Genomic DNA, 15,036 nt, shown 5'->3' with positions numbered 1-15,036 from the left:
TGCCTGCCGACCTAGCATTGTTCATCTCCTCAAAGAGGCGTGAATCAATGAGGTGGATTACAGTTCCGGGTGACTAGCGCTAAAATGTCTTGACCAGCGCAAGCGAGAATTGTCCATAGTCATAGATGCCGGTGGGAAGCGGCGTATTACTGTATTGCGCGCCAGCCTTTACGAACCAGCCATGGTTGGCAGGACTCGAAACTTCAACGGCGGCAAAGCGGGATGATTGCCAATCGCTGTTGGCATCACGCTGACCGCCAAAGCCTCCGGCTACCATATATCGCCATCCCCCAGAATAACGGCGCATCTGGAGAACAGGCAGAACCTGTACATACCAGCGGGGGGAATAATAGTCATATTCGCGCGGATGCGTGCTGTGATAATAACGTGATCGCAACTGAAAGCTCAAACCCCATTCCGGCTTGATGGAATGCGTATAAGTGCCTCTGGCATGCAGGCGTACATTCTTACCGGTGAATTCCTGTATTCCAGCGACCAGCGTGAAATTGTTCCTGTCATTGACGGGTAGATCAACAGCACCACCCACGAAGGTGTAATAGATGCCCTGATCGACACCTAATGGTGTTTCGACAATGTCGCGTTCGACAAAATATTCCTGCCGCATGGGCGCATCGTTATGAATGCTGGCCGATCCAATGACGGTGTGCCCATCGGTCCCGATCTGGGTGTTCCAGGCCCAATCCTTGCTTTTGTCGGCATAGCGCAGAAAGCCCCGTTCGCGCTTTCGGGCTTTCTGCGCTAAGGGCTTGTACCAGGCCTGTTCAAAGCGCACGCCCCAATATTGATCGTTGCCGCGATAGTTGCCGTCCAGATTGATGCCAGCCCGATAAACGTCGGTATGATCCGCATCGGTCGACATGAAGATGTCCGTACCAACGGCGTGCTGACGCCCGTTGCCGCTCTCCATCGATTCCATACCGCTAGCGTTGGTTACAGACGCATCCTGGGCGATGGCTGAGTTGCCGACCAGCGCGATCAGGCTCACATATATTGAAACGGCGGTCCCCCTCATTTCGTATCCCAAGCTTTTCTCATACCTAATAGTTCAACAATGTAGCCCCAGACGCACACAGGCTGCATCAGCAGGCTGTAGGCAAGGGAATAGAACAGAAATCCCCCAATGTTCCGGCGAACCTTCAACTCCTGCCGATAGAAGACATCCTTTTGAATGCGGAATATGACCGTGTTCCAAAGAGCCGAGAGCGGTAGCACCGCGAGCGTCAACGGTCCGGCGATATAGAAATGGCCAAACATCGCCAACACCAGCCCCGGAATAAAGACGAAGGTATAGACAAGATCGAGCGGCAGAAAGAGGACGTTCCACCAGATGAACAGTGTCATCATCCGCTTTTTGAAGAGAAGCCGCCAATGCAGCTTGAACGCTTCCATCAAGCCGCGCGACCAGCGCTTTCTTTGTAGCGCAAACTGCCGCATTTCCTCTGGCACATTGGTGAAGGCAAGGGCATTGGCCGCATAGCCGATGCGGTAGCCACGGGCCAGAAGGGCCCATGACACGACGATGTCTTCACCAACCGATTCCGGCCATCCGCCAACCTCTTCGAGCGATTGGCGTCGATAGAGCGAAAACGCGCCCTGAGCGACCAGCGTGCCATGATACATGCCCTGCATGCGTTTTACCGCCGCAATGCCGTGGAAATAATCCCATTCCTGCGCACGGGTCAGCAGGTTGATCCGCGAATTACGCACCATCACGGCCCCGGCTATGGCTTCGGTGCCCGCGGGATCGGACAGCATGCGACGGACGATGTTGGTCAGTCCGTCGGTACGCACCCAGCAATCGCCGTCCACGGTCGCAATCAGATCATGGCTCGCCGCGCGCAATCCATCGTTCAGAACAGCGGACTTGCCGCGATTGCGTTCAAAATCAAGCAATTGAACTGAAATGTTGCCGGGCAACTGCAAGGTCGTCAGAGTCTCCCGTACTACAGAAGCCGTACCATCCTTCGAACCGTCGTTCAGAACGAGAACCTCGAGCTTTCCCGCATAATCCTGCCGCGCAAGGCTGGTAAGAGTGTCCTTGATGGCGCTCTCTTCATTATAGGCAGCGACCAGCACAGTCAGGCCGGGATAGTGTTCAACCTGTTTGAACGGCGGTTTCCGATCGAAAAGCAGCGTCGAAATCAGGAAGGCGTTCATGAAGCCCGGCACATAGGCAATGAAGCCGATCGCAATGATAGCGAAGACCCACCCGGTAATGACCGCCAGTTCCTCCACCCAACGAGCGGAAAGCCAGACGCTCAAGCCCGTCCATGTGATGGCTATGAGCAAGGAGAGTACGAATTTTGTTCCTATCGACAGATAAAATCTGCGCGATTCGGAATGAACTGGATCATGCAGTCCGCCGGAATGTTCCCGCAGTACTACATCAGATTCCTCTGTTTCGATTTCAGACGCAGTCGTCTGATCCGATAAACTGCGGTCTTCAATTCGATAGATGTGGTCCATAACAGGAACAATGCAATATTTCGGTTAATATTCTCATAAGGAACGGCAAGCACGCCGGATGCGGCCATGTGAGGTATTTCCCTTAACCTGCTTGCCCCGAAGCTGTAGAGACGGTAGCAACGCCACGGGTCAAAAGAATAAGTAAACAACCGACGCCATCACGTCGAAAAGCCTGATTTTACAATGGGGGAATGCTGTGCGACTGGGTTCGATTTGTAGGGCCTTCCTGTTATCGACATTGCTGTCCGCAGGAAGTGCCGGGGCGCAGGACCTGAAACCGCGCATGATGGACAGTTTCCGGCTGGGCAGCGGCGGCGGCGTGCTGTGTCAGGCGCAGAGCCGGGCCGTTGATCCGGCCATTGCCGGTATGTTCGATCGCGCCTGGACGCTGGTTTGCCGTGATGCGGCAAAACCGGTCGGTCAACTTTATGCCCTTCGTGCCGATGGAGCCGATATTGATGCGCGGTTGGAAACATCGCGCGCCGCAAAGGTGACATGCGCTGCACCCGGCACGACGCAGATTGGCGAACTTGATGACGTGACGACGCGCATGTGCACAATGGCCGATGCGGAGCTTGGCTATGTGATTCACAGCTACAAAGACGGCAAAACCACATATTATGTGCAAGGCTTTGCGAGCTATGACAGTGCCTTGCAACTGGCGCTACGCACGATCGCCGCCGACAGGATCGTCGATGGCCCAATCAGCATTGCGACCAGTGGATCGGACGATCCGGCGGCTTTCGCGCGATTACAGGCATCCACACTCGACCCGCAGACATCGCTGGCGGAAGGATATCGCCGCAACAACAGCGGCAATTATGCCGAGGCCGCCGAATTTTTCGATACGTTGCAGGAGCGACTGAACGAAGCCGACGAGGCACGGCTGACGGCTACCGAACGCGAAGCCCGACAGCATGAATATACGATCAACAAAGCTTTGCAGCTTTCCAATCTGAGTGAATTCGAACAGGCCGACGCCTTATTTGCGAAGGCCGCGCAAATGGCGACCCTTGATCCGGTACAGGTTCGTCTGCGCCGCAATTTTGAAGCCATGCATCAATTGAACCAGCGGCAATATGATGCCGCACTGGCGATATTGAACCGGCCTGTGCTGCCTGTTGGGCAACCAGTGATAGCCAGCGCTTCAGGGATTGAACTCAGCCCGCAACTGACCGCAGAGATCAATAGCACAACTCCCGCCAACCGGGTGATGGGCGCAACGCAGGCCGCTCGCCTCACTGCCGATGAACGTGCGGCCATTATCGATGCGCAGGCGGGGCAGCTTCGCGGCACCGTGCTGCGGTTACAGGGCAAGCCTGGTGAAGCAAGGAAACTACTGGAAAAGGCGCTGAACGATGCCATTTCAGTGCGTGACGGGCGAGTAACATCGATAACGCGGTTGCGCGCACAGATTCTGGCAGAAATTGCCCTGACGCACGAAGCGGAAGGCAATTTCGGTGCAGCAGACACATATTTGCGCGACGCCCTGGCGATGCTCAGCGCCTCCTATCCCGAAACTGCCGCCATGGACGGCGCACGGGCGCGGCTTGCCGCCTTCCTTGTACGGCGTGGGCGCAATGACGAAGCGCTTGGTCTTTACCGCCAAATTGTTGCGAGTGCGACGGCAAATCAGGCAATCGTAACGGGCCTGGCCAATCAGTTGCAGCCTTATTTCGATCTGCTTTCGTCGCAAATTCCCGCGCAGCCCAAACTCGCCGAAGATATGTTCCTGGCAAGCCAGATAATGGTGCGCCCGGGGGCGGCCGATACGCTGGAAGTGCTTTCACGCGAATTGCAGTCGGGCGACGATGAAGCGGCACGATTATTCCGGCAATCGGTTTCGCTGTCGCGGGACATTGAGCGTGCGCGTATCGAACTGGCGGGACTCGTCCAGCTTGGCGCGCAAGACCCTACGGCCGTACCCTTGATCGGTGGTGCACGGCAGGACATCGACACACTCAGCCGCCAGCAACTGGAAACGCAGGCTGCCCTTGCCGCTTATCCCCAATATCGCGCCGTTTCCCGGGAGGCTGTGACCCTGGCCGATCTGCAAGCGGTGTTGAAACCGGGCGAAGCCTATATGAAGCTGGTACGTGTCGGCGGCGGAATATATACCGTCTATGTCGATGCTCAGGGCGCCACCGGCTATCGCCTGTCAATTTCCAGTGCGGAACTGAATGCAAAGGTCGATGAACTGCGCGAAACCATTTCGACGGTGGTGGCGGGGGTGCAGGTCACCTATCCGTTTGACGTCGAATTGGCGCGTGCGCTGTATCTTGATATCTTCGGTCCGGTCGATGCGCGAGTTGCGACGGTCAGCCATTTGATCTTTGAACCCGACGGCGCGATGTTGCGCCTGCCCCCCAATCTGCTGGTTACGGAACAGGCCGGAGTGGATCGCTATTTGCAGCATCTGCAAGACCCGGCGGCGGATGAGTTCGATTTTCGTGGCATCAAATGGTTAGGTCGCGATCGGGCGATCAGCACCGCCATTTCCGTTCGCGGCTTTCGTGACGCGCGATCAGCTGCGGCATCGAAGGCATCGCGCCAATATCTTGGCTTTGGTCACAATGAGCCTGTTTCGGCGATGGTAAGCACCGCAGCCACCCGGTCGGCATCCGGCACCACCGGCCCGAGTTGCCGCTGGCCGATTGAGGAATGGAACCGCCCGATCGCAGCGACCGAGCTTCGTCAGGCCGCCAGTCTGCTGGGTCCGAACGGGACAGAAGTCGTTACCGGCGCTGGCTTTACCGATGCTGCGATTATGGCGCGGAACGACCTGACCGACTATCGCATCGTGCATTTTGCCACGCATGGCCTTGTCACGGCGCCACAGAGCGGTTGCCCGGCCCGCCCTGCTCTCCTCACCTCCATTGGTTCAGGAGATTCGGACGGCCTGTTGAATTTCAGCGAAATTTTCGACCTGCGTCTTGATGCCGACCTGGTCATCCTGTCAGCATGTGACACCGCAGGACAAGCGAGCAAGGAAGCGACGCGGGCGGCGGGACTTGGAACCGGCGGCGGCAGCGCGCTTGATGGTCTGGTTCGTGCCTTTATCGGTGCTGGCGGCCGCGCCGTCATCGCCAGCCATTGGCCCGCGCCCGACGATTTCGACGCAACGCAACGACTGATCGGCGGCTTGTTCGGCGGTGGTGCAGGCGAAAATATCGGGGAAGCCTTGCAAAGGGCCGAAGCGCCGTTGATGGATGATGCTGCAACCTCCCATCCGTTCTACTGGTCCGGTTTTGCGATTGTTGGCGACGGAGCGCGGCCGCTATTGGCTGGTAAATAGGATGCCGAGCATCTCGAAAGCCAACTCGCCAAGCGGGATGGGCTGATCGGTGAAAAGCTTGCTCGACAATCCCGAAAAGCTGTTGCGCAATATCGGTCGGGTGCGATTGATCGGAACGCTTGCATTCCTGGTGCTGGCGGTGCTGGTGGCGCGGTTTAGTTGGTATCTGCCCTTGATCGCGCAGGCTGAACGGGCCTTTTACGATCTGCGCATGACAGCGACCGCGCCAACGGTCGATCAGGACGACCGCATCGTCATGGTCGTCTATACCGACGACACGCTCATCGACACGAAGAAGCGATCCCCGCTCGACCGGGCGACACTGGCGCGGGCGCTGGCGAACATTGATGCACTGGGTGCAAAGACCATTGGCATCGACATCCTGATCGACCAGCCGCAGGATGAGGATGAGGAACTGCTGTCCGTCTTTGCAAAGATGCGCACGCCCACTTTCCTTGCATACGCCAGTTTCGATACCAATCGCGGCAACATCGAATATCGTCAGCAGCAATTTCTGGACGATTTCATGGCGCGATTGAAAGGCGACAAGGTTCGTCCCGCGAGCATCAGGCTGGAAGTCGACAATGACGGCGTCGCGCGAAGCTGGCCCGCACAGCCCAGGACACTGCCGCCCCTGCTTGGTCCCGCGATGATGGGGGATGCTTCTTCCTTTGCCAACTATACCGGCAGCATCCGATACCGCCTTCCCCGCACCGACGACCGGCCGGTCATAGCATCATTTCCGATCGATCTTTTCGCCAACCCCGACACTGCGGCGGCCTTTGCCGACCAGATAAAGGGGCGTTACGTGTTGATCGGCGGCGATATTGTCGATCTCGATCAGTTCGAAACACCCATGACCGCCTATACCGGAAAGCGGATGATCGGTCTGGAGGTTCATGCCAATATTCTGGCGCAAATGCTGGATCGCTATCTGCCCGGTCAGGTTCCGACCGGAATATTGTGGCTGGCGGGCATGCTGGTGGTGATTGCAGGCGTGCTCACCAGTTTAATCGAGGGCAAGAACTGGAAAAAACTAATATTCATACTGATCCAGATCGCCTTTTTCACGGGCTTGCCTTTCGTTTTGCAAAATCATGGCACGGACACGCAATATCTGCCCGCTACCGGATGGGGTCTGGCATGGTTCATTGCCTATGGGACCGTAGGATCGGCAGCGCGGGCCATTGGTTCTGAGCAGCGCAAATTTGCACAATCGGCACTTGGCAAATATCTGCCCCGCGACATTGCGCAGGAAATATTGAATGATCCCGAACGCCTGTCGCTGCACGGCGAAAAGCGCGAAATTTTCGTGGTTTTCACCGACCTGGAAGGCTTCACCAAATTATCGCACGCGATAGAGCCGGAAATGGTCGCACAATTGCTCAATCGCTATCTGGATATGTTGAGCGACGTTGTACTGGAATATGGCGGCACCATCGACAAATTTGTGGGCGATGCAGTCGTCGCCTTCTGGGGCGCGCCGATTTCCCGGCCTGACGATGGCGAGCGTGCCGCGCGAGCCGCCTATGCCATGTGGCAGGCGGGCGAGGCCTTTCGCAAGGACATTCCCGAAGGCGTGCCGCCTATCGGTCGCACCCGTGTCGGCCTGCATTTTGGCGAAGCGATTGTCGGTAATTTTGGCGGCGAGGGGCGCATCCAATATACAGCGCTCGGCGACAGCATGAATACGGCCGCCCGACTGGAAGCGGCGAACAAAAAGCTGGAATCCTGTGTGCTCGCCAGCCGCGCGGCGACAGAGCGTTCGGGCCTTGACTGGTGGCGCCCCATGGGCCGGATCGTGCTGCGCGGACGGTCCACCCCCGTCGACATCTTCGAACCAAGGCCTGATCTGAATGCCAGTGACTTCGATCACATACAGATGATTCTTAATCGGCTAGTAACCAATAAATCAGTCGCCATTGAAGAGCTTGCGGCCTATTCTGCGCAACATTCCAACGATGCGGCGCTCGCAAATCTGTTATACCGTGCACAGCACAGCCAAGCTGGAGGGGAATATGTACTCGATTAGCAAGCTTCATCTGAAGTCCATGAAGTCGGCAATGGCCCTTGCACTGCTCGCCATTCCTGCGGGCGGCGCTCTGGCCGAAACGATCGTTGTACGTGCTGGAGGCCCCTCTGCGGGCAGCTTCCCTCCCGGCAAGAAAATTGCCGACAGCAGCGTGCTGACGCTGAAAGCCGGCGATATGCTGACCATCCTTGACGGTCGCGGTACGCGCACCCTGCGTGGACCGGGAACATTCAACACCAGCGCGACGGCGGGTACGGCAAGCGATACGCGCACAGGCCTTGCCAGCCTGCTTGGCCCTCAACGGGTCCGAACAGCGCGCACCGGAGCGGTCCGCGGCGGCGCCGATGAAGGCAAACTGCCGCGCAGCCCTAACCTGTGGTATGTCGATGTCAGTCAGTCATCGACCGTCTGCATCCCCGATATTGCCAATATCCAACTCTGGCGGCCTGACCTGACCGAAGCGATCACGCTTACCGCTCGTGACGAAAAAAGCGGGCAGAGCGCCAAAATCCCCTTCGACAAGGGACAATTCCGGACGAGTTGGCCAACCGCGCTGCCAGTCAGCGACGGTGGCGCCTATCAGCTAAGCTGGCCGGGGGAAGCAAAGCCGGTTGAAATCACCTTTTCCGTCATGAACGCAAACAGTGAAGGGCTGGAAAGCATGGCGTCCATGCTCATCACCCGCGGATGCGACGCGCAACTCAACCTGCTCGTCGAAACCGTGGCGCTGCCCGATCCGCAGCCTGCGCCCGAAGGCTGATTTGCATTAAGGGAAAGCGCTATTTTCCCGCCTCTTCGCTTGCGCCCCATGGGTATGGCTGATAGCAGGACACTGGAATAGGGCGCCATATCCAAACATCGCGGTAAAGCGTGTTCCGGTCGCAAACATGCGGGGAACAATAGGGGGAACAATCATCATGGACCTGCCGGGTTTAGGGCGCGCATTTGCAATTTTACTAACGGGTTCCGCGCTGGTTCCGGCTGATCTTCTGGCCCAGGCCGTCAACGCGCCGACACGTGAGGAAATTGAGCGTGGACGCCCACCGCTCACCGAAACGCAACGTCCGTCCAGGCTGACCGTGGAGGGCGGCATCGAACGGGCGCCCTGCCCGCTGGCCGATCCTCAATATGCCGATTTGACCGTCACCCTGTCAGGTGCCGAATTCGATGGGTTGCAGGGCCTCTCCTCCGACATGCTGCGTCCTGCGTGGGAAAGCTACGCCGGACGCGAAGTGCCGATCGCTACGCTTTGCGAAATTCGTGATTCAGCCGCGACTATCCTGCGCAACGCCGGTTACCTCGCCGCCGTTCAGGTGCCGCCGCAGCGCCTTGAAAAAGGCGGCGTTGTGCGCTTCGACGTGTTGCTGGCGAAACTGGTCGCTATCCAGGTGCGCGGCGATGCGGGCAGAAGCGAGCGGCTGATCGCTGCGCATCTGGAGGCCGTAAAAGGCCTGCCGCTTTTCAATATTCGTGAGGCCGAGCGGCATTTGCTGTTGGCGCGCGACCTGCCCGGATATGATGTCCGTCTGACCTTGCGGCCCGCCAATGCCGGACCGGGTGAGGTCATAGGCGAAGTCAGCGTTACCCGGCAAAGAATACAGGTCGATGCCAATATCCAGAATTATGGATCACATGAAACGGGACGCTTTGGCGGCCTTGTCCGCGTACAGGTAAACGACCTGACCGGCCTTGGCGATGCAACCACATTCAGCCTTTTCAACACCGCCGAATTTTCCGAACAGACCGTGCTGCAGGCGGGACACAGCTTTTTTGTCGGTCATGATGGTCTGCGCGTGGCGGGCGATATCACCTATGCATGGACAAAGCCCGATATCGGGCTGGATATCAAATCCGAAACACTCATCGCCAGCCTTGCCGCCAGCTACCCGTTCATCCGGCGGCAGTCGCAGAATTTGCTGGGCAGCGCCGGTTTCGATCTGGTCGATCAGAAAGTGGGTTTCGGGCCGGTAACATTGTCCAACGACAAACTGCGCGTTCTGTTCGCGCGGGTCGATTATGACGTGATCGACGGCGCGAGCCTTGCCAGCACCACAGGCTATAATGCCGCCGAACCGCTCTGGCGGTTGGGCGGGTCGCTGGAGGCGCGACAGGGGCTTTCCATTCTCGATGCCAGCAAACCCATGCCTGGAGTAGCAGCCGACCCGACCGCCTTTGTCCTGCGCGCATCGGCCTATGGCGAATATCGTCCAATACCGACGCTGACATTCAGCCTGTCCCCGCGCATGCAATATAGCAGCGATGCGCTGTTCAGTTATGAGGGCATGTCGGCGGGCAATTACAGCGTCGGGCGCGGCTATGATCCGGGTACGATCATCGGCGACAGCGGCATCGGACTACAGGCCGAAATGCGCTATGGCAGCATCGTGCCCAGAAAGCCGGGCGCCGTCGCGATCCAGCCCTTTGTGTTCGTCGACAGCGCATGGATATGGAATGAGGATGTGGCCTATAGCGGCAGTGATCCGCAAAAACTGACATCCGTGGGCGGTGGCATAAGGGGCGCCTGGAGCAATCACGCCCGATTCGACATCACGCTGGCCGTGCCCCTGGAACGCGCGGGTTTCCAGACGAAAAAGGGCGATGCACGCCTGCTCTTTTCGCTTACCACCAAGCTTGTGCCGTGGAGGTAATAATGAACAGCAACGCCATGAGCCCCGCAATGCGCCATCGCAAATATGCGCCTCTGCTCCACGGATGCGCCATCGCGCTGACGCTTGCTGCGATGGCGCGCACACCGCTAGTCCATGGCCAGGCCTTTCAGGGCACCCCGACCCTCACGGCCGGCTCGGCATCCGTGGGCCAGTCCGGCAACACTGACACTATTACGGTATTTTCCGATCAGGTGGTGCTCGACTGGGCGCCGACAGACACAAGCGGCACCGGTACGATAAACTTCCTGCCGAACGGCAGCACGGCCATATTTCAGGATTCCGGCAGCCCCACGCTTCCGACTTTCACCGTCCTTAACCGTATCCAGCCGACAGACGCAACGCGTGCGATTTCGCTCAATGGATCGGTGCAGAGTCAGGCGGGCGGCGCAATATGGTTTTATTCCCCCGGCGGCATCATCGTGGGGTCAACAGCCACGTTCAATGTGGGCAGCCTGCTGCTCACCACAAACACAATCGCCGTCGATCCCACGAATGTGGCCGGCAATTATCTTTTCGGCGCGGGTGGACAAATCAGTTTCACCGGCGCGACGAACAGCACGTCCAGCGTGGCGATCCAATCGGGCGCGCAGATCAATGCTCTTGCTACGGGCAGCTATGTCGCACTGGTCGCACCGCGCGTGGTGCAGGGCGGCACCGTCAACGTCAACGGTTCAGCCGCTTATGTCGGCGCGGAAGCGGTGGACATTACGATCAACGGCGGCCTGTTCGATATAGCATTCGGCACAGGTACGGGTGATGCCAATGGCGTCGTCCATAGCGGCACGACCAATGTAACGCCCGACACCAGTACGCAGCGCGTCTTCATGGCTGCCATGCCCAAAAACAATGCGCTGACAATGCTGTTGTCCGGCACTATCGGCTATTCGCCGGCCGCCATGGCCAGCGTGCAGGACAGCGCCATCGTGCTTTCGGCCGGACATGACATCAGCTTCGGCTTGCAGCAGAGCGCACCCAACAACGCTTCCACGGCAGCCGCGAATATTTCGATCGGCAACGGCACCTATGATCCTGCCCTCGATGCACAGGCCAGCGGTTCGATCACGGTCAGCCCCACCAGCTTTGGCACGATCAATTTCAATGACGCCACTACGCTGAAGGCGGTCAATGCCGTCACTGTCGGCGCCGACAACGGCGAAACCATCAATGCTGCAAGCGACCTGACAGTTTACGCCGGGCTTGACGGGGCAGGCGGCATGGCGACCGTATATGCCGATGGCATCCCATTCAGCACGCCGCCAGTGGGTCAGATCAACGTCACCGGCACGCTGACCGTGGACAGCAGCGCTATCGGTGCCGACGATTTCACCCCGGGCGCGACCGGCGGCAGCGCCACAGGTGGAACGTCCGAACTGCGCGTGACCGGCGGCAATATCAGCACGGGCAGTCTCAATCTGTTGTCGATGGCGGCGGGCGGCTATGGCGAATCCATTTCGGGCCTCGCCACAGGCGGCACCGCCCTGCTTACCGTCAATTCGGGCAGCATCAGCGCCAGCGACCTCAGCATGGACGTGTCGGCCAGCAACGCCTTTTTCTCGCAGCTCACGCCGCAAAATGGCGGCAATGCTGTTGGCGGGACCGCACAGATCAGTATCGACGGCGGAAGCTTATCCATCACGGCATGCAGTAACTGCTCAATCAGGGCGGATGGAGTAGGCGGCACGGGTCCCACGGGCGGACAGGGCATGGGCGGCAGCATTATGCTGACCGCATCGGATGGATCGTTCACGTCGGACGGGACGTTCAATATCTCGGCGAGCGGCTTTGGCGGCGATACGCCTGATGGCGGGACGACCGGTACAGGCACGGGCGGCGATGTCGTGATTCAGCTGCTGTCAGGAGCAAATGGCACGGCCGCCATGAGCTTTGGCGATCTGATGGTCAGCGCCGACGGCTATGGGCTGCCCGACAATGTCGAATTTTTCAGCGTTGGCAGTGGCGGCGACGGTCATGGCGGCACAGCAACGATCGACCTTCTCGGCGGCACATTGACGGCCAACTCGCTTGATCTGAGCGCCAGCGGCTATGGCGGCGCGGCGGGGGAGAGTTTTGGGCCAACGCCCTTCACTGCGGGTGATGGCTTTGGCGGGCAGTCGATATTCAATGTGAATGACGGAACCGCCAATATCACCACCGATCTAAGCATTTTCACGACGGGCGAAGGTGGCTATGCGCAGTCACCCAGCGATGCCGGGCTGATGGGTGTGACAGGCAATGGCTTTGGCGGAACGACACAGTTGGTGGGAACCGCAGGCGCGCTTAATGCCGCGAATATCTATGTGCATGCCTATGGCGCAGGTGGTGCCAGCGGAAGCACTTTCGACGGCGATGTGACTAGCGGCGGCAATGGTTTAGGCGGCACGGTCAGCGCGACATGGAGCGGCGGAACGCTCAGCGCGACATCTCTGGATGTGGCAGCCGCTGGCGGCGGCGGCGATGGCGGCGATATCTTTACGAGCGGCGCCAGCAATGCCGGAGCGGGTGGAACGGGCACGGGCGGAACTGCCTCGCTCTCGCTGCTGGGGGGTAATGTGACACTTTCCTCCCTATCCGTCTCTGCCGATGGCAGGGGCGGTCTGGGTGGAGATAATCAAGGCAGCGGCAACACCGGCGATGGCGGTAGCGGCTTCGGCGGCACGGCACGCCTCGAAACGGGTAACGCGGATTATACGCTGAACAGCGTGACCGTCGAAGCGTTGGGCATAGGCGGCACCGGCGGCGTCTCCAGCCTCGGCCTCCCCAATGGCCTGGACGGCAGCGGTAGCGGCGGTCTGGCTGGTTTCAGCTATAGCGCGACCACCGCACCAGTGATTGCCCGCACCCTCACCGCTCTTGCACTCGATGTCAGCGGTTTTGGCAGCACCAGCAATTCCGGCCGAATCGAAGTCGCCCGCACAGGCAGCTATAACGGCTTGGCTGTTGCAGGTAATTTCTCCGCCCTTGGATCGGGTGCTCCGGTCGGCAACATGTCGGGCTTCTACTTCACTGGATCGGGTGCGCCGTTCAGGATCGGCGGCAACGCGGTGATAGACGTTCCGGGGAACGTCGATTTCAACAGCAGCGGATCGGGCATCTTCACTGTCGGCGGAACGCTTCTGGTCAATGCAAGCGGCGCCATCACCGCCAACGATCTGATCACCAGTGGCACTGCGCAGTTTACCGCCCAATCCATCGACGTCCATTCCTCAGGCGCGCTCAACGTGACCAATGCGACGGCCACTGCCGGGAACCTGGCCCTGGCTGCCGATAATGGCGTGACCATAGGTACTGGCACCGCATCGGGTACGCTCAGCCTTGCCAGCGCGGCAGGTAATGTTTCGGCCACGACCCTCACCGGCACCAGCCTCAGCATCGATACCGTCGGCACGGCAACGTTCAACGGTTCGGCGCAGGGCCAAAGCATCGACATAAGTTCAGGCAACATCGTGATCGCGCCGGGTGCCCAGATCGGAACAGCTGGCTCCACGACCAGCATATCGCTCGCCAACAGCAACAGTGGTCTCACAACCTATATTGGCGGAACAAACACCACGGCAGGATACAGCCTGTCTGCCGCCGAGATTGGTCGTTTGTTTGCGAACAGCATCACGTTTGCCGGTTCTGCCGGACAGGATGTCGTGATCAACAGTTTCACCATATCCAGCACAGCGACGAGTTCGGCAGGGAATATCGGCCCAACCGGTTCGCTTTCGATCAATTCGTTTGGCGATATCAGCGTCTTGGGCGATGTAGCACTGACCGGACTGGGTGCGGGGAACCAGCTTTTCCTGAACGCTGCCAATGCAATCATGGTCGATGCGGCAAACGCTTCAATCAGCCTGTCCGATGGCAGTGGCGGCCTGATAGGCCAGCTCAATTTTGACGCGAATGAGGTTTTCATCGCCACAGCATCAGCGATTGCAGATGTACAAGGAGCCACGATGCCCGGTGCCACCACCCGTCTGGCCCAGAATGATGGTATCAACCGCAATACTCCGGTAATCAGCGCGGCGACGATTTTCGCAAATGTAGGCAGCGGCCTTTATATCCAGAATATTGGCGTGTCTGGGGCCGCTGACGACCGGCGCGGCTTTGTGGCGCTCACTGATACGCTCGACATCGTAACGGGTTCCGCCAATACCCGGATCATCGTCAACGGACAATTGGTTGACCCGGCGACTGGTAGCGTGTTGACGGGCTTTAGCGTCGTTCCCTTGGTGCGGGTCAATGGCGTGGTCGGCCCAACCAGTGGCAGTTTCGACCCCCGTTCGACGGTCAACGGTTGCCTGCTCGCCAGCCCCACGGCCTGTATCACCAACGTGAACATACCAATAGATCCGCCTCCATATGAAACGATCGAAGAACCGCTTGACCCCGAACGCCACGACGGCAGCACCAGCGGCGGCAATTTGTTCCCGACGATGACAGTGGAACTTCAGGATTTCCAACCCTTTGGCTACCCACCCTTGATTGACGAGCCGGTCACTGGCGCCGGTAACGACGACTTGTGGATGCCAGCCTGTGACGAAACCACTGAAGCAGGCTGCAACCCCTGA

Annotated in this window: 7 protein-coding genes; 5 read left to right on the top strand and 2 right to left on the bottom strand. The window is 58.8% G+C overall.

All coding sequences use genetic code 11. The features are described 5' to 3' along the window. Positions 1–79: 79 nt before the first annotated feature. Positions 80–1,033: a hypothetical protein gene (locus L3X40_RS03195; RefSeq protein WP_237364337.1), complete on the bottom strand. Its 954-nt coding sequence runs from the start codon at positions 1,031–1,033 to the stop codon at positions 80–82. After that, positions 1,030–2,283, bottom strand: coding sequence for a glycosyltransferase (locus L3X40_RS03190; RefSeq protein WP_237364336.1), 1,254 nt, complete (start codon positions 2,281–2,283; stop codon positions 1,030–1,032). Before L3X40_RS03190 ends, L3X40_RS03195 begins: the two co-directional genes overlap by 4 nt. Before the next feature lie 487 nt (positions 2,284–2,770). Between L3X40_RS03190 and L3X40_RS03185 the strand changes: the two genes are divergently transcribed. The 5 genes from L3X40_RS03185 to L3X40_RS03165 all read left to right on the top strand — a co-directional run bounded on the left by L3X40_RS03185 (position 2,771) and on the right by L3X40_RS03165 (position 15,036). Further along, complete coding sequence (locus L3X40_RS03185; RefSeq protein ID WP_237364335.1) at positions 2,771–5,782, top strand: CHAT domain-containing protein; 3,012 nt, start codon at positions 2,771–2,773, stop codon at positions 5,780–5,782. Positions 5,783–5,831: 49 nt separating this feature from the next. Next, entirely contained in the window at positions 5,832–7,814 is a 1,983-nt protein-coding gene (locus L3X40_RS03180; protein ID WP_237364334.1) for a CHASE2 domain-containing protein, read from the top strand. Further along, positions 7,801–8,574 carry a hypothetical protein gene (locus L3X40_RS03175; RefSeq protein WP_237364333.1) on the top strand — a complete coding sequence of 258 codons (774 nt, stop codon included), beginning with the start codon at positions 7,801–7,803 and terminating at the stop codon, positions 8,572–8,574. The genes L3X40_RS03180 and L3X40_RS03175 overlap by 14 nt, the downstream gene beginning before the upstream one ends. A gap of 157 nt (positions 8,575–8,731) precedes the next feature. Beyond that, the gene (locus L3X40_RS03170) at positions 8,732–10,462 is read left to right on the top strand and encodes a ShlB/FhaC/HecB family hemolysin secretion/activation protein (protein WP_237364332.1); all 1,731 of its coding nucleotides are present in this window, start codon (positions 8,732–8,734) and stop codon (positions 10,460–10,462) included. A 2-nt stretch (positions 10,463–10,464) separates the two neighbouring features. Further along, entirely contained in the window at positions 10,465–15,036 is a 4,572-nt protein-coding gene (locus tag L3X40_RS03165) for a beta strand repeat-containing protein (RefSeq protein WP_237364331.1), read from the top strand.

This window comes from Rhizorhapis sp. SPR117, assembly GCF_021742065.1.
The sequence above is the reverse complement of the archived record's forward strand: the minus strand, read 5'-3'. Positions and strand labels throughout refer to the sequence as shown.